Origin of the sequence: Streptomyces sp. NPDC055966 (genome assembly GCF_042269865.1) — a bacterium.
In the GTDB taxonomy this organism is placed as follows: Bacteria; Actinomycetota; Actinomycetes; order Streptomycetales; family Streptomycetaceae; genus Streptomyces.
This window is the reverse complement of the sequence record NZ_JBHJYK010000016.1, coordinates 1-16049: the sequence shown is the minus strand read 5'-3', so window position 1 is coordinate 16049 and position 16049 is coordinate 1. Positions and strand designations below refer to the sequence as shown.

Here is a 16049-nt window from a genome sequence, read left to right as displayed (position 1 = left end):
GTCCGGCGCCTACGCGGCACCCTCGCGGTCCCCCACGATCCGTCACGGTCCCTCGCGGTCCGCGGCGGAGCCGTACGGCGAACCCGGGCCGGCACAGCGCCGGGGCGCCACCCCCACCCGGGTCACGCCCTGCGCCCGATCGGCCCACCGACCGGGCACGCCCGCACGTGATCAGGTCACTCCCCCGTCAACCTGATGAGCACACGATCGGACCATGTGGACGGGATGGCAACGGTGGGCCTGAGATGCGGAGCGCGCTCGCGGCGCGTGGTACTGGTGGCGGCCGGGCTGGCCGTCGCCCTGACGTCCTCCCTCACTGCGGGCTGCGCCCACGGCGGCCGGGACGACGACCGCGCACCCCAGCACACGTCGGCGGTACCCGCACCACCCGCCGCACTGTCACGAGGACCGGCGTCCTCGGCCGCGCCGGCCGGCACACCGCTCGCCGTGAAGATCGACAACGCGCCCGAGGCCCGCCCGCAGACCGGGCTGGACGAGGCGGACGTGGTGTACGCGGAGCAGGTGGAGGGCGGACTGAGCCGCCTGATGGCGGTGTACGCGAGCCGACTGCCGAGGGCCGTCGGACCGGTGCGCAGCGCCCGTGAGTCCGATCTCGAACTGCTGCGCCAGTTCGGCCGGCCGACGCTCGCCTTCTCCGGCGCCCAGCACAAGCTGCTGCCGCTGATCGGCCGCGCTCCGCTGCGGGCGCAGTCGCCCGACCACGCTCCCGGCGCCTACTACCGGGGCCCCGGCAGGCGCGCGCCACACAACCTCTACCTCCGTCCGCACAGGCTGCTGGCGGCCGCTCCGGGCACGGTGGCCCTGGGGACGGGTTTCCGGTACGGCCCGGCTCCGGCGGCCGGCGGCGTCCCCGCCGCCTCGCGCACCGTCCGCTACCCGGCCGCCCGCTTCACCTTCACCTGGTCCGCCGCGCGCGGCCGCTGGCTGGTCGCGATGGACGGCAGGACGACGGTGACGACCGCCGGCACACCGGTGGCGCCGGCCACGGTCGTCGTGCAGTACGTCAGGATCCGCACCTCGCGCTACCACGACAAGCTCGGCAACCACACGCCGTACACGGAGACGGTCGGCTCGGGGGAGGCCGAGGTGCTCCGCGACGGACGGTCCTTCCACGCCTCCTGGTCGCGGCCGGCCGCGACGGACGGTACGACGTTCACGGCGGCGGACGGCGGGCCGCTGGCGTTCGCCGCCGGCCAGGTGTGGGTGGTGTTCGCCGCCGCGCCGTGAGTCGCTGTCAGCCGCCGTGAACCGCCGTACACCTCCGTGACCGCCGGTGGAGGCGCGTTCAGCCCTGCGCCGCCACCGGCTCGGCCGGATGGCGCAGGTCCTCCGCCGCGTCCGCCACCCTGCGCAGCAGATCGAAGAACACGGTCTGCTCCTCGGGCGACAGGGGCGCGAGGAAGACCTGGTTCATCCGGGCGGTGCGCACGGTGAGCTTGCGGTGGGTGCGCAGCCCGTCGTCGGTGAGGCCGAGCAGGAATCGCCGGCCGTCCTGCGGGTCGCGCACCTTGGTGAGCAGTCCCCGGCGGGTGAGCCGGCTGATGACCTCGGCGATGGTCGAGCGGTCCAGCCCGACCCGCTCCCCCACGGTCCGCTGGTCGAGTCCGGGCTCGGCGACGAGCGCGTTCATGACCGCGAACTGCGGCGAGGTGATCTCCTCGGAGACCATCGTGTTCCACAGCAGATAGTGGGCCTGCTGGAGTCGCCGGGCCAGATGCCCGGGATGGGTGGTGAGATCCACCGCAGCCATGCGCGCTCTCCCTGGGTCAATTAGTCGGTGTACTGAACGATATCCGGCGACGAGCCGATCCGTCTTCCGGCCGGAGCACATGACTACAGGTGATACGGGGGTCTTGACGGCCTTCTCCTCCGGTGGCAGCGTGAGGAGCACCTCGCTGAAATAGTCAGTGCCCTGAGTAATTGACGAGATGGGGCTTCACGGATGGACAAGGTGGTCGCCACGGCCGGGGAGGCCGTGGCCGATGTGCCGGACGGCGCGTCCCTCGCAGTCGGCGGATTCGGGCTGAGCGGCGTGCCGAACGTACTGATCCAGGCGCTCCACGAGCGCGGGGTCGGCGCGCTCAGCGTGGTGTCGAACAACTGCGGGGCGATGGAGACCGGGCTGGCGGTGCTGCTGGCCGCGGGCCGGATCGCCCGGGTGACCGGCTCGTACATCGGCGGCAACAAGGAGTTCGCCCGGCAGTACCTGGGCGGCGAACTGGAACTGGAGCTGATCCCGCAGGGCACGCTCGCGGAGCGGCTGCGCGCGGGCGGCGCCGGGATCCCCGCCTTCTACACCCCGGCCGGGGTCGGCACCCAGGTCGCCGAGGGCGGTCTGCCCTGGCGCTACGACGGCGAGGGCGGCGTCGCACTGGCCTCCCCGCCGAAGGAGGTGCGGGAGTTCGACGGCACCGCGTACGTGCTGGAGCGTGCCATCCGTACCGACTTCGCGCTGGTGCGGGCCGCGAAGGGCGACCGGCACGGGAACCTCGTGTTCAACAAGTCGTCCCGGAACTTCAACCCCCTTGCCGCCATGGCCGGCAAGGTCACGATCGCCGAGGTCGAGGAACTGGTCGAGCCCGGCGGGATCGACCCGGACGCGGTGCATGTGCCGGGCGTGTTCGTCCAGCGGGTGGTGGCGCTGACCCCCGAGCAGGCAGCGGACAAGAGGATCGAGCGGCGGACGGTGAGCAGCTGATGGCCTGGACACGCGAGGAGATGGCCGCGCGCGCCGCACGGGAGCTGCGCGACGGGCAGTACGTCAACCTCGGCATCGGCCTGCCGACGCTGATCCCGAACCATCTGCCGCCGGGGGTCGAGGTGGTGCTGGAGTCGGAGAACGGAATCCTCGGTACCGGGCCGTACCCGACGGACGAGCGGGTGGACCCGGATCTGATCAACGCGGGCAAGGAGACGGTGACTGTCTTGCCGGGGGCGTCCTTCTTCGACTCGGCGCTGTCCTTCGCGATGATCCGCGGCGGGCACATCGACGTGGCCGTGCTCGGCGCGATGCAGGTGTCCGCCGGCGGCGACCTGGCCAACTGGGCCGTGCCGGGCAAGCTGGTCACCGGGATCGGCGGCGCGATGGACCTGGTGCACGGCGCCCGGCAGGTGATCGTGGTGATGACGCACACCGCGAAGGACGGCTCGCCGAAGATCCTCAAGGAGTGCACGCTGCCGCTCACAGGGAAGGCGTGTGTGAACCGGGTCATCACGGATCTGGCGGTACTCGACGTCACCGAGCACGGACTCGTCCTCGTGGAGACCGCGCCCGGCATCACCGTGGACGAGGCGGTCGCCCGGACCGACGCTGAACTGACCATCGCGGAGAACCTGCCGTGAACTCGGTCAACACGTTCACCACCGTTCACATCGTCGACGCCGTCCGCACCCCGCAGCCGGCCCCGGTCCGGATCGAGGACGTCGACCTCGGCGACACCAACCGCGCCGGCGACGAGAACCGCAACGTGGCCCGGACGACCGCCCTGCTCGCGGGTCTGCCGACCTTCGTACCGGGCGTGGCCGTCAACCGGCTTCCCCGCCGGACACGCGGAGCTGTACTCCACGACGCTCGGCCGGCGCATGGTCGACCCGAGGATGGACCCCCAGTGGACCGTCCCGCTCGGCGAGAGCGGCGAACGGATCGCCGGCAAGCACACGATCTCGCGCGAGCAGCAGGACGCGTACGCCCTCGCCTCCCACCGCAAGGCGGCCACGGCCCGGGAACAGGGCCTGTTCGACGCCGAGTTGACGCCCGTCCGGTGCCGCGGGGCACGGGCGACCCGGTCGCCGTCAGCGCCGACGCGTGCGTACGCCCCGACACCTCCCTCGCGGCGCCGGCCCGGCGAGGAAGGCCCGAAGGCCACCGGCCGCGGACTGCTCCCCCGGATCCCGGCGACCCGGCGTCGGCGCGGCCGACCCGCACCACTTCGACCTCGCCCCGGTGACGGCCGTCGACCGCGCACTCGCCAAGGCGGGAAGATTATTTGATGATCCGTCAGTTTCTGAACGAGGACTTCGCCACCCAGGTGCTCGGCCGTCTCGCCGAGTGGCCCCACGGCGTCTCCGGCGCCCCCTACGCCAAGGAAGCATCAGGTATCCCCATGGCTCTCACCCAGCAGGACATCGACCTCGAAATCGCCGCCGAGCGCGCCGCGTACGAGAAGCGTGTCGCCGACGGCGCCCCCGTCGAACACCACCCGCGCCGGGACTACGCCCCGTACCGCTCCTCCGTCCTCCGGCACCCCCGGCAGCCCCTGGTCGCCATCGACACCGGCACGGACCCGGAGCTGGTGGAGCTGCACTCCCCCGCCTTCGGCGAGCGCGACATCACCGGGATCGACAACGACCTCACCCGGCAGCACACCGGGGAGCCGGTCGGGGAGCGGATCACCGTCTCCGGGCGACTGCTGGACCGTAACGGCCGCCCGGTGCGCGGGCAGCTGATCGAGATCTGGCAGGCCAACTCGGCCGGACGGTACGCCCATCAGCGCGAACAGCACGACGCGCCGCTCGACCCGAACTTCACCGGCGTCGGCCGCACCCTCACCGACGCCGAGGGCCGCTACCGCTTCACCACCGTCCAGCCGGGCCCGTACCCCTGGCGCAACCACGTGAACGCCTGGCGCCCGGCCCACATCCACTTCTCGGTGTTCGGCACGGCGTTCACGCAGCGGCTGGTCACCCAGATGTACTTCCCGAACGACCCGCTCTTCCCCTACGACCCGATCCTCCAGTCGGTGACGGACGACGCGGCCCGCCAGCGGCTGGTCGCCACCTACGACCACGGCCTGTCGGTGCCGGAGTTCTCGCTCGGCTACCACTGGGACATCGTGCTGGACGGCCCGGCCGCCACCTGGACCGAAGAAGGACGCTGACCGCCATGACGAAGATCGACACGAGCGGCCCGGAGCAGGTGCCGCCCACGCCGTCCCACACGGTCGGCCCCTTCTACGGCTACGCGCTGCCCTTCCGCGGCGGCGAGGACATCGCGCCGCTCGGCCACCCGGACACCGTCACCGTCCACGGGTACGTCCTCGACGGCGCGGGCGAGCCGCTGCCGGACGCCCTCGTCGAGGTGTGGGGTCCGCGGCCCGACGGCACGGTCCCGCGGGTCGACGGCACCCTGCGGCGCGACCCGGCCACCGGCGCCCATCTCGGCCGCAACGGCGTGGAGTTCACCGGCTGGGGCCGGATCCAGACGGACGCCGACGGCCACTGGTACGCCCGTACTCTCCGGCCCGGCGCCCGCGGCGGCAACGCGCCGTACCTCAGCGTGTGCGTCTTCGCGCGCGGCCTCCTCCACCACCTGTTCACCCGGATCTACCTGCCCGGCGACGAGCCCGCGCTCGCCTCCGACCCGCTGCTCACCCGGGTGGGCGACCGGCGCGGCACGCTGATCGCCGGGGACGAGGGCGCGAGCCTCTACCGTTTCGACATCCGCCTTCAGGGCGAAGGCGAGACGGTCTTCCTGGAGTACCAGTGACAGCTGAACCGGCGGCAGTCGAGCCCCACGACGGCGACACCGGCCTGCTCGGCCCCGGGTGGGCCGGTTCCGCGGCGGCGGACGCCACGAGCGACACCGCGTTCCTGCGCGCCCTCCTCGACGCCGAGGCGGCCCTCACCCGCGCGCAGGCCGCCCTCGGCCTCGCGCCCGCCGCGGCCGCCGACGCGGTGACCGGCGCGGCCGACCCCGCCCGCTTCGACGTCCGCTCCCTCGCCCGGCGCGCCCGGGCCGGCGGCAATCCGGTGATCCCGCTGGTGGCCGACCTGACCGCCGCGGTGGGCGAGCCGTACGGCCCGTACGTCCACCGGGGCGCCACCAGCCAGGACATCCTGGACACGGCCGCCATGCTGGTCGCCGCGCGCACCCTGGACCTCGTCCTCGACGACCTCGCCCGCACCGAACGCGCGCTCGCGCGGCTCGCCGCCGCCCACCGGGACACACCGATGCCGGGGCGCACCCTCACCCAGCACGCCGTCCCCACGACCTTCGGCCTGAAGGCCGCCGGCTGGCGCTCGCTGGTCCTCGACGCCCGCGACCGCATCGCAGCGGTACGGCAGACACTGCCCGCCCAACTGGGCGGCGCCGTCGGGACGTCGGCGGCCTTCGAGGCGTACGGTGCCCCGGACGCGACCGCGCTGACCGAGGCGTACGCCCGCGAACTGGGCCTTGCCGCGCCGCTGTTGCCCTGGCACACACTGCGCACGCCCGTCGCCGACCTGGCCGGTGCGACGGCCTTCGCCGTCGGCGCCCTGGGCAAGCCGGCCGAGGACGTGCTGACGCTGTCGCGGACGGAGATCGGCGAGGTCGCCGAGGGCAGCGGCGGCGGTTCGTCCGCCATGCCGCACAAGGCCAACCCCGTGCGCGCCACCCTCCTCGCGGCCGCCGCCCGCCGCGCACCGCAGCTCGCGGCCACCCTGTACGGCTCGCTCGCGGCCGGGGACGAGCGGCCCGCCGGGGCCTGGCACGCCGAGTGGGAGCCGCTGCGCGACCTGCTCCGGCTGACCGGCGGCGCGGCCCGGGACGCGGCCGAACTCACCGAGGGCCTGCGTGTGGACGCCGGTGCCATGCGCCGGAACCTGGACCTCACCCACGGCCTGATCGTCTCCGAGCGGCTGTCCGCCGTACTGGCTCCCCGCCTCGGCCGCGCCCGCGCGAAGGAACTGCTCACCGCACTCGCCCGCCGCACCCACACCGAGCACCGGCCGCTGACCGAACTCCTCACCGAAGAGCCGGAGTTGAAGGATCTCGACGTGGCCGACCTGGCCGACCCCACGCACTACACCGGCTTCGCCGGTGCCCTCACCGACCGTGCCCTGGAGCGACGTTGACCGCACATCTCCTCAACCACCGTACGGAGGGCTCCGCTTCCGCCCCCGCGCTGCTGCTCGGGCCGTCGCTGGGCACCTCGTACGCCCTGTGGGACGCCGTCGCGCCCGAGCTGTCCCTCACGCACCGGGTGGTGCGCTGGGACCTGCCCGGGCACGGGGGCTCGGCGGCGGACCTGATCGGCCCCGGCGCGAGCGTCGGCGACCTCGCGGTGCTGGTGCTGGACCTCGCCGACGCGCTGGGCGTCGACCGGTTCGCGTACGCCGGGGTCTCCCTGGGCGGCGCCGTCGGCCTGCACCTGGCCCTGCACCACCCCGACCGGCTGACCTCGCTCGCCGTCCTGTGCTCCTCCGCCCACTTCGGCGGCGCTGCGGCCTGGTCGGAGCGGGCGGAGCGGGTGCGGCGCGAGGGACTGGAGTGGCTGGTGGAGAGCGCCGACGCGCGCTGGTTCACGCCCGGGTTCACCGTGCCGCGGCTGGTGCGGGACCACCGGGAGGCCGACCCGCGGGCGTACGCCGCCTGCTGCGACGCGCTCGCCGCGTTCGATCTGCGCGACCGGCTCGGCGAGATCACCGTACCGACGCTGCTCGTGGCGGGCCGGGAGGATCCCGCGACGCCGCCCGCGCATCTGCGGGAGATCGCCGACGCGGTGCCCGGCGCGGCACTGGTCGAGCTGCCCGGGGCCTCGCACCTCGCTCCCGCGCAGTGCCCGCGGGCCGTGTCGACGGCGCTGCGCAGCCAGCTCGACGGACCGCCGGCGAGCGGGATGGCGGTGCGCCGTCAGGTGCTGGGGGACGCGCACGTGGACCGGGCACAGGGCCGGCAGACCCCGTTCACCGCCCGCTTCCAGGACTTCATCTCGCGCTACGCCTGGGGGGAGATCTGGACCGACCCGACGCTGTCCCGCCGCGAGCGCAGCATGATCACCCTGACCGCGCTGGTCGCGCACGGCCACTACGACGAGCTGGCGATGCACGTCCGGGCGGCGCGGCGGGGCGGGCTGACACCCGAGGAGATCGGCGCGGTGCTGCTCCAGACCGCCGTGTACTGCGGGGTACCGGCCGCCAACTCGGCCTTCGCGACGGCCCAGCGGGTGCTCGACGAACTCGCCGAGGAGGAAGGCGAGTCGGGCTGAGGGTGACCCTGCTGGTCGTAGCTTCGACAGAACCTCTCTCGCGGCGCGGGGGCGTGCCTAGGGTGGCAGCATGTCAACCGTTCTGATCACCGGCGCCACGTCCGGACTCGGCCGCTACGTCGCCTTCGAGCTGGTCCGCTCCGGGCATGCCGTCCTCGCCCACGGCCGCGACCGGGCGCGCACCGAGCAACTGGTCGCCGAGCTGCGCACCGAGGGTACGGCCGAGGGGTTCGTCGCCGACCTGGCCCGCCTCGCCGAGGCGGCCGAGCTGGGCGCCCGGGTCGCCGAGGCGCACCCAGAGCTGGATGTGCTGATCAACAACGCGGGGGTGGGCGGTGGCACGCCCGGTTCCGGCCGCGAGCTGAGCGCCGACGGCCATGAACTGCGGCTCGCCGTGAACTACTTGGCGCCCGTCGTCCTCACCCGCGCCCTCCTGCCGGTCCTGCGCGCCAACCCGCCGGCCCGCATCGTCAACGTCGGCTCGGCCGGCCAGGAACCGCTCGACTTCGCCGACCCGGAACTCACCCGCGGCTACAGCGGGATGTCCGCCTACTGCCGCAGCAAGTTCGCCCTTGCCGCACACACGTTCACACTGGCCGAGGAGCTGGCGGACAGCGGGGTGTCGGTGAACGTCCTGCACCCCGCGACCTTCATGGACACGGCCATGGTCCGCGAGAGCGCCGTCGCCCCGTGGAACACGGTCGCCGACGGCGCCCCCGGCGTCCTGGCGCTGGCCACCGAGGAGTCGGGCAGCGGCGGTTACTTCGACGGCACCCGGCCGGCCCGGGCGCACGAAGGGACGTACGACCCGCAGGTGCGCGAGCGGCTGAGGACGGTGACGGAGGAGCTGCTCACGGTGTGAGGTCGACGGTATGCGGTGTGGCGTATGCGGTATGCAGTATGGCGCATACACCACACCGCATACCGCATACCGCATACCGGCGACTGCATACTGCCGACCGTCTACCGCAGCCCCCGACCCGTCTCCAGTACCTCCCTCGCCTGAGCCACCAGGCCCTCCGCCCCGCAGGACCGGGCGAGGTCCAGGCCCCGGTTGAGTTCCGTGAGGGAGCGGGCGGCGATGCCGTACTCGACGCGGGCCGCCGCGTGTTCGTACTGGCAGGGTGAGGCCTCCAGGTAGGTGACGGCCTGGGCGGCGAGCTGCACCGCGCGGTTGCCGGTCGCCAGCGTGGCGGCGCAGCGCAGGGCCTCGCCGATCGCGGTGTCCGTGCCGAACCGCTCGGCCTGCCGGCGGGCGTCGGCCGCCAACTGGGCGGCGCGCGGCGGGTCCTGCACGGCGAGGGCCTTGGCGAGGTCGATCGACCAGGGCGCGAACACCGGGTTGTGGCCGCCGCGCGAGGCGGCCGTCTTCTCCGCGGCCTCCAGCTCGTTGATGCCGTCCTCGGTACGGCCGACGGCGAGCAGCAGCCGGCCGCGCACCGAACGGATGTCGGGCAGCACGATCGTGGACGGGTACGGCGGCGCGAAGCCGTACTGGTCGGCGATCGACCAGGCCTCCTGGATCCGGCCCCGGGCCAGCAGGGTGTCGACCAGTCCGCAGGTGGCCGACCAGTACAACGGGAGCCCGCGGCCCACCCGTTCGGCGAGGACCAGTGCCTCGCGCAGGGTGGACTCGGCGTCGCGCAGGCGGCCCTGTCTGCGGTAGGCGAGGCCGAGGAAGGCGTTGGCGAGCGAGAGATGGCCGCCGCGCCAGCCGGCGCTGGTGTAGGCGCGCAGGGCCTCGGCGAACAGGCTCTCGGCGCGGTCGAGCCGGTCGGCGTAGGCGTACGCGCTGCCGAGCATCATCAGCAGCTCGATGCCCCACTCCTGGTCGGTCCAGCCGAGACCGGGCGCGAGTCGGCCGTTGACGAGGGCGCGGTCGCACAGCTCGACGATCTCCTCGGCGCTCTCGCCGTGCGTCATGGCGTCGAAGCCGCGCAGGATGAGCAGGGCGCGCTCGGCGTTGTCGCGGCCGGTGCAGGTGCTCGCGAGTTCGGCCAGGCGCCCGGAGCGGGCCGGGGAGACGGTCTCGCCGTGGATGCCCTCCCACATGAACTGCACAGCCGTGAGCCGCATCCGGGCGGGGCCCGGTTCGTGCCGGGCGGCCTCGGCCTCGACGGTGCGGACGGCCTCCTCCAGCTGGTCGTTGTGGAGCTGTGCCTGGGACAGGCGGACCACGGCGTCGACGCGCCGCTCGCCGTCGAGCCCCGGAATGCCGAGCGCGTACTGGAGGTGGTCGATGGTGACGGCGGGTGCGGTCAGCAGGGTGGCGCAGCCCAGTTCGTACAGGACGTGGGCGTGGACGTCGGGGCGCGGCGGTTCCCGGAGGGCCCGTTCGAGACAGCGGCGGGCGGCGTCGGGTGCGCCGACGGCGAGGTGTTCGCGGGCCGCCTCGCGCAGCTGGGCGACGAGTTCCTCGTCGTCGTCCGGGTGCACCTTGAGCAGGTGGCGGGCGGCCTCGGCGGCGCCCCGGCCCAGCTCGGTGATGATCTGGGCGGCGACGCCGTGCATGGCGGTGCACACGGCGGGCGGGATGGAGTTGTAGACGGCGGTGGCGATCAGCGGGTGGACGAACTCCAGCTCGCCCTCCTCGCGTTCGACGCCGGCCGCCGGGTCGGGCGTGGTGAGGATGCGGGCGCTGCAGAGGAGTTCGGCGCAGTGCCGGGCGATGCCGTCGTCCATGGTGGCGAGGCGGGCGACCATGTCGACGGTGATGGAGGTGCCGAGGATGGCGGCGGCCCAGGCGAACCGGGTGGCCTCCAGGCCGAGGCCCTTGAGACGGTCGACGAGTCCGCCGCCGCGGGCGGAGCGGTTGAGGGCGCGCAGTTCGCCGGCGCGGGACTCGACCGGCTGGACTTCGCTGTCCTGCACCTTGGCGAGGAGTTCGACGGTGTCGTAGGGGTTGCCGGCGGTCACGGCCCACACCTCGCGGCAGAACGCGTCGTCGGCGTACCGGCCGAGGGTGGCGCGGGTGAGTCCGGCGGTGGCGTCCGGGGTGAGGGCGCTGAGGTTGTTGACGGAGCGGCCCGCGGCGGCGGCCACGTCGTCGAGGTGGCGGGCGCTGTCCCCGCTGACCTCGCCGGGCCGGCGGGCGACCACGACGAGCACGGAGACGTCGTCCAGGCGCTCGGCGAACGCGGCGAGCCAGCGCAGGGTCTCCTGGTCGGCCCAGTGGGCGTCGTCGATCAGCAGCACGAGGGGCCATTCGCGGCGGGCGAGCCGGCGGACCGCGGCGACGAGGCCGTCGCACACGTACTGCGGGTCGGCGCTGCCCTCCTGCGGTTCGGCTATGCCGAGGGCGGGGCCGGCGATGTCGTACCAGTCGCCGAGGTACTCGCGGGCCTCTTCCGGCAGTAAGGAGAGCAGGGCGGGCTGGAGGAGCTGCCGTACCACGTTGAACGGGACGGACTTCAGGGTCTCCGCGCCGCGCGCGGACCAGACGTCGCAGCCCCGGCGCTCGGCGATCCGGCGGGTCTCGGCGAGCAGCGCGGTCTTGCCGAGTCCCGCCTCGCCGCGGAAGACCAGCAGGCTGCCCGCGGAGGACCGGTCGGCGCACAGGACGTCGAGTGCGTCCGCGACGGTGGTGATCTCCGCGTCCCGCTCCCACAGGGAAGCCGAGGCGGCCGTCGGGGGCCGTCCCTCCGTCATCCCGTTACCTCCCCAGGTCGCCCGAATGACGTACAGGGCACGAGCGTAGCCGTCCGGCAGGGCCCGTGGTGGGCGGTCCGGGCAGCTGTTGCCCCGCCGGGTGAAAGTACGTGCGGGCAGGCGACGCGCATCCGGCACGAACCGCCGGTCAGCAGCCGACGGAGCGTCAACCGGGCCGTCCGGATGCCGGTGCCGGCCGTGGCCGGCCGGGAGCCGTCCCGCCGGCGGGGGCGAAGAAAAGGAGAAACAAGAGGACGGGAGAAATCGGAGGCGAAATATTCCGGTCTGTTCCGTTCGCGGCAGATCCTCTCATCACACTTTCACGGTCGCCTCCTACGGTGGGGTCATGACGCAGGTGACTCCCCCCGGGTGGTACCCCGACCCCGGGCAGACGAACGACGGTCCGCCCACCGAGCGCTGGTGGGACGGCAAGGCCTGGACGGACCGGACCCGCCCCGCCGGGACGGCCGCCGCGTGGGGTCCCCCGACGCAGCCGCCGCCGGACACGGCCGCGCAGCCGGGGTACGCGGGGTATCCGGGATACCCCGCCGAGCCGCCGTCCGGATCCCGGCGCCGGATACGCAACGGCACAGCCGTGACGGTGGCGGCCGCGGTGCTCGCGTCCATCGCGGTCGGCGTCTACGCCCTGACCAGGAACGACGGCAACGGCAGCGGAAGCGATCGCGCCGGCTCGCAGCAGGGCGCCGCTGGCGGGCAGGACGGCGGCCGGGGCGGTCCGTTCGGCGGCGGTCCGGGCGGCTCCGGTGGGTCGGGCGGTCCGGGCGGATCCGGCGGCTCGGGGGGCTCCGGCGGTGGCGCGCCGTCGCCGGGGCAGTCCGCCGCGCCCAAGGTGCAGGGCGGCGGCACGGTGCCGGACGCGGTCAACGGGATCAGCCTGCCGGTGCCGAAGGGCTGGACCGGGCAGTCGATCAGCGTCGGCGCGCAGGTGACCTCGGACACCTCCTACAAGTGTCCGGGCAACTCCACCCAGACCTGCACCGCGGGCGGCGCCTACACGGCTCCGGCAGTGGCGCTGGGCAACAAGGGCGCGACGCCCGAGGCGGTCGCCCAGGCGGACATCGCGGCCAACGCCAAGGAGTCCTACGGCGGTGACTCCTACGGCAGCATCAGCTCGCACCAGGTGCTGGCCTCGCAGGCGGTGACGGTGGCCGGGCAGAAGGGCTACATGGTGCGCTGGAAGGCGGTCACCAGCAAGGGTTCCGACGGCTACGTCGAGTCGGTCGCCTTCCCCTCGCCCAATGCCGCGCAGCAGATCGTGGTGGTCCGCTTCGGTGTGGACGTCGGCCAGCAGGTGTCCGTCATCGACGAGATCCTGAAGGGGATCAAGGTCTCGTCCGGCAGCGGCAGCGGCCAGGACGTCTGAGCCGGGAGCCCGGGAGCCCGGGAACCCTGGGAACACGGACGCGGATCGGCCGGGTGGGGCGCCCCTCCGCTCAAGAGGAACCCCACCCGGCCGGGGGGTGCGCGCCGCCCCCGTCCCCACGGTGCGGCGCGAGCAGGTCGCCGTTCAGTCATCCCGTGAACGGCGGCCTGGGTCTCAGGTCAGCCCGAGCGCGGGCAGCACGGTGGCGTCCACGAAACGGGCGAGATAGTCGGCGTCGGCGTACTGGCCGCTGAGCACGGGCCGCACCCGCAGCACGCCGAACATCATCGCCGGGATGTACTCCAGCGCCGGATGGTCGGCCCGGACCTCGCCCCGGGCCACGCCCCGGGCGAGCATCTCCTGCAACGCGGCGATCTCCGGGTACACCAGCGCCTCGCGCAGCGCCTGGGCCAGTTCCTTGTCGGCCGTCCACGCGTGCCCCAGCGCCTGGAGCAGGCTGGTGTCCTTGCCGGACCAGTCCCCCGCGGCCCGCGCCGCCTGGCGCAGGTCCTCGGCGAGGGACCCGGTGTCGATGCCGGCGAACCGCACCCGGCGGTTGGCGCGCAGCGCGGCCGCCACGAACTGGGGCTTGGTCTTCCACTGCCGGTAGAGAGTGGACTTGCTGCACCGGGTGCTGGCGGCGACCCCCTCCATGGTGACCGACTCGTACCCGCACGTGCGGATCTGCTCCAGCACGGCGTCGAAGAACTCCCGCTCACGCTCCGGCGTGAGCTTGGAGCGGCGCGAGGCGGCGACCGTGTCCGGTCCGTCCGCTGCCTGCGACGTCATGCGGTGCTTCCTCTCGCTCGCGGTCTCACTCGCGTCGAATCCGTGTCTCCAGTGTGGCGCACATCAATCGATACGCCAGTGTACCGGTACCGAAGCGTATCGGTACACTGGCGTATCGGTACGACAACGTATCGATGAGTTCCGGTTCCGTACCGGGGCCCAACCGCACCACCCACGCACCACCGTCAGTGAAGGGGCCGGGGGATGACTGCCCGAACCGAGCCGCCAGAGGCAGAACCGGAGCCGCCGGACGCGACCCCGCGCCCGGCGCTCATACGTGAGCTGCTGCTGGTCGCAGGGCTCTTCCTCGTCTACAAGCTCGGCCGGCAGCTGGCCACGGGCCACACCGCGGGCGCGTTCCGCGACGCCCACCGGGTGTGGGACCTGGAGCGCACGCTGCACCTCCCCCACGAGAACGCCGTGCAGTCCGCACTGCTGCACGGCGACACCCTGGTCCGCATCGCGAACACCTACTACGCCACCGTCCATTTCCCGGCGACGCTGGCCTTCCTCGTCTGGCTCTACGTCAGGCGGCCCGCCCACTACATCTGGGCCCGCCGGGTCCTCGCGGTGGTCACCACCGCCGCCCTGGTGCTGCCGTTCACGTTCCCGCTGGCCCCGCCGCGGATGCTGGCCGGCACCGGTCTGATCGACACGGCGAGGATCTACGGCCCGTCCGTGTACGGCCCGCCGTCCAGCGACCATCTGTCCAACCAGTTCGCGGCGATGCCGTCGCTGCACTTCGGCTGGGCGCTGATGGTGGCGGTCGGCCTGATCGTGGCCACCCGGTCGCCCTGGCGCTGGCTGTTCCTGCTGCACCCGCTGATCACCCTGGTGGTGATCGTGGGCACGGCCAACCACTACTGGTTCGACGCGATCGTGGCGAGCGCCATGCTCGGCATCGCCCTCGCCGTGATCCATCCCCCGCACCGTACGGCCACCACGGCCGGCCGCGGCGCGGACCGGCTCGCCCCGGAGGCCCCCGCGCTGGTGGGGGCGGGCCGATGAGCGCCGCCGCCCTGGTCGCCGTGGGGCTCTCGCTCGTCTCGGCGGTCGCCTACGCCCTCGCCGCCGTGGCCCAGGAACGGCTCGCCGCCCGCACCGCCGGGGCCGGGCTGCCGCGGCTGCTCGGCACCGGGGCCTGGTGGTCGGCGGTCGGCCTGAACGCGGCCGCCGCGCTGCTGCACGTCGTATCGCTCAAGTACGGCCCGCTCACCCTCGTCCAGCCGCTGGGCGCGCTCACCCTGGTCGCGGCCGTGCCGCTCGGGGCGCGGGCGGCCGGGCGGCGGGTCAGCGCGGCGGAGTGGCGCGGTACGGCGCTCACGCTGCTCGGCCTCGCCGCGCTGCTCGTCACCGCCTCCGGACCGGCGCCCGAGCGGGTGCTGTCGCTGACCGAGGCGCTGGCGGTGGCCGGTACGACGGCCGCGGCGATCGGCCTGCTGTCGCGGCCCGGCGCCCGCCCGGGCCTGCGGCACGCGACGGCGTCCGGCTTCGCCTCCGGTGTCGCCTCCGCGCTCACCCAGACGGTGACCGTGGCGGCCACCGACCGCACCGCTCCGCTGCTGAGCACCGAGGTGATCGTCGTCGCCGTGCTCGTCGCCGCGCTCGCCGTCGGCGGGCTGCTGCTGTCCCAGACCGCCTACCGCGGCGGCCTCGGCGCCCCGCTGGCCGTGGTCACCCTCGCCAACCCGGTGGCGGCCGCGGTGATCGGTCTCACCCTGCTCGGCCAGGGCCTCCAGGGCGGCCCCGCCGGCATCCTGCTGGCCCTCGCCGGAGCGGTCCTCGCCGCCTGGGGCGTGGTCCTGCTCACCCGGGTCGCCCACGAGCCGGGCGTCGCCGCCGAGCATGCCACCGACGACCAGCATCCGGTGGCGGCGGTGCTGGCGCTGGAGCCCGGCACGGCGACCGCGGAACCGGCGCTGGTGCCGCGGCAGCCCGACCAGCCGGGACACCTCACCGCGCTCTGAACAAGCGAAACGGCGGCCTTAAAGTCGGGGCATTAAATATGCCGATTGAATCCGGGGTGCCTTCTGAAGTCGTTGACATCGTCATCGCCATTATTATTTTGTTTGTGGCATCAAGCTACGCCATCCGTCTCATCCTTGATAAATTGAAGAAAAAGGGGGCGAAGTAAGTGGACTTCCTGCAGATTTTATCCATTATTGTCCCGGCAACACTCGTATATGCGGCTCCGCTTATTTTAACCGCTCTCGGCGGCGTGTTTTCTGAAAGATCGGGAG

General features: G+C 73.4%; 14 protein-coding genes and 2 pseudogenes. 13 read left to right on the top strand and 3 right to left on the bottom strand.

Annotation, left to right across the window (positions count from 1 at the left end):
• Positions 1 to 195 precede the first annotated feature (195 nt).
• On the top strand, positions 196 to 1248 hold the full coding sequence (locus tag ACFC8N_RS30180) for a DUF3048 domain-containing protein (protein WP_356028258.1): 1053 nt from the start codon (positions 196 to 198) through the stop codon (positions 1246 to 1248).
• A 58-nt stretch (positions 1249 to 1306) separates the two neighbouring features.
• Here ACFC8N_RS30180 and ACFC8N_RS30175 read toward each other — a convergent pair whose 3' ends face one another.
• Positions 1307 to 1771 carry a MarR family transcriptional regulator gene (locus tag ACFC8N_RS30175; RefSeq protein ID WP_362821728.1) on the bottom strand — a complete coding sequence of 155 codons (465 nt, stop codon included), beginning with the start codon at positions 1769 to 1771 and terminating at the stop codon, positions 1307 to 1309.
• A 192-nt stretch (positions 1772 to 1963) separates the two neighbouring features.
• On the opposite strand from ACFC8N_RS30175, the gene ACFC8N_RS30170 reads away from it, so the two are divergent.
• The 8 genes and pseudogenes from ACFC8N_RS30170 (at position 1964) to ACFC8N_RS30135 (ending at position 8850) form a co-directional block, all read left to right on the top strand.
• Positions 1964 to 2719 (top strand): CoA transferase subunit A, encoded by a 756-nt coding sequence (locus ACFC8N_RS30170; protein ID WP_356028253.1) that lies wholly within the window; start codon positions 1964 to 1966, stop codon positions 2717 to 2719.
• Positions 2719 to 3363 carry a CoA transferase subunit B gene (locus ACFC8N_RS30165; RefSeq protein ID WP_356028251.1) on the top strand — a complete coding sequence of 215 codons (645 nt, stop codon included), beginning with the start codon at positions 2719 to 2721 and terminating at the stop codon, positions 3361 to 3363. Before ACFC8N_RS30170 ends, ACFC8N_RS30165 begins: the two co-directional genes overlap by 1 nt.
• A gap of 44 nt (positions 3364 to 3407) precedes the next feature.
• Positions 3408 to 4076: pseudogene (locus ACFC8N_RS30160) on the top strand (3-oxoadipyl-CoA thiolase); the annotation flags it as partial.
• Positions 4077 to 4124: 48 nt separating this feature from the next.
• Positions 4125 to 4898, top strand: coding sequence for a protocatechuate 3,4-dioxygenase subunit beta (gene pcaH, locus ACFC8N_RS30155; RefSeq protein WP_376291621.1), 774 nt, complete (start codon positions 4125 to 4127; stop codon positions 4896 to 4898).
• Between the two features lie 5 nt (positions 4899 to 4903).
• Positions 4904 to 5506: a protocatechuate 3,4-dioxygenase subunit alpha gene (gene pcaG, locus ACFC8N_RS30150; protein WP_362821724.1), complete on the top strand. Its 603-nt coding sequence runs from the start codon at positions 4904 to 4906 to the stop codon at positions 5504 to 5506.
• Entirely contained in the window at positions 5503 to 6855 is a 1353-nt protein-coding gene (pcaB, locus tag ACFC8N_RS30145) for a 3-carboxy-cis,cis-muconate cycloisomerase (RefSeq protein ID WP_376291307.1), read from the top strand. The genes pcaG and pcaB overlap by 4 nt, the downstream gene beginning before the upstream one ends.
• Positions 6852 to 7988 (top strand): 3-oxoadipate enol-lactonase, encoded by a 1137-nt coding sequence (gene pcaD / locus ACFC8N_RS30140; RefSeq protein ID WP_376291304.1) that lies wholly within the window; start codon positions 6852 to 6854, stop codon positions 7986 to 7988. Before pcaB ends, pcaD begins: the two co-directional genes overlap by 4 nt.
• 70 nt (positions 7989 to 8058) lie before the next feature.
• On the top strand, positions 8059 to 8850 hold the full coding sequence (locus ACFC8N_RS30135) for an SDR family NAD(P)-dependent oxidoreductase (protein ID WP_376291302.1): 792 nt from the start codon (positions 8059 to 8061) through the stop codon (positions 8848 to 8850).
• A 101-nt stretch (positions 8851 to 8951) separates the two neighbouring features.
• Here ACFC8N_RS30135 and ACFC8N_RS30130 read toward each other — a convergent pair whose 3' ends face one another.
• Positions 8952 to 11636, bottom strand: coding sequence for an AAA family ATPase (locus ACFC8N_RS30130; RefSeq protein ID WP_376291300.1), 2685 nt, complete (start codon positions 11634 to 11636; stop codon positions 8952 to 8954).
• 346 nt (positions 11637 to 11982) lie between these two features.
• On the opposite strand from ACFC8N_RS30130, the gene ACFC8N_RS30125 reads away from it, so the two are divergent.
• The gene (locus ACFC8N_RS30125) at positions 11983 to 13020 is read left to right on the top strand and encodes a DUF2510 domain-containing protein (RefSeq protein WP_376291298.1); all 1038 of its coding nucleotides are present in this window, start codon (positions 11983 to 11985) and stop codon (positions 13018 to 13020) included.
• Between the two features lie 174 nt (positions 13021 to 13194).
• On the opposite strand, the gene ACFC8N_RS30120 is transcribed toward ACFC8N_RS30125, so the two are convergent.
• Entirely contained in the window at positions 13195 to 13809 is a 615-nt protein-coding gene (locus ACFC8N_RS30120) for a TetR/AcrR family transcriptional regulator C-terminal ligand-binding domain-containing protein (protein WP_356028232.1), read from the bottom strand.
• A gap of 204 nt (positions 13810 to 14013) precedes the next feature.
• On the opposite strand from ACFC8N_RS30120, the gene ACFC8N_RS30115 reads away from it, so the two are divergent.
• From ACFC8N_RS30115 to ACFC8N_RS30105, 3 genes and pseudogenes are all read left to right on the top strand, one after another.
• A complete protein-coding gene (locus tag ACFC8N_RS30115; protein ID WP_376291295.1) occupies positions 14014 to 14817 on the top strand; it encodes a phosphatase PAP2 family protein in 804 nt (267 codons plus the stop codon).
• Positions 14814 to 15776 carry a hypothetical protein gene (locus ACFC8N_RS30110; RefSeq protein WP_376291292.1) on the top strand — a complete coding sequence of 321 codons (963 nt, stop codon included), beginning with the start codon at positions 14814 to 14816 and terminating at the stop codon, positions 15774 to 15776. The genes ACFC8N_RS30115 and ACFC8N_RS30110 overlap by 4 nt, the downstream gene beginning before the upstream one ends.
• 167 nt (positions 15777 to 15943) lie before the next feature.
• Positions 15944 to 16049, top strand: a pseudogene (locus ACFC8N_RS30105) (ABC transporter permease); the annotation flags it as partial.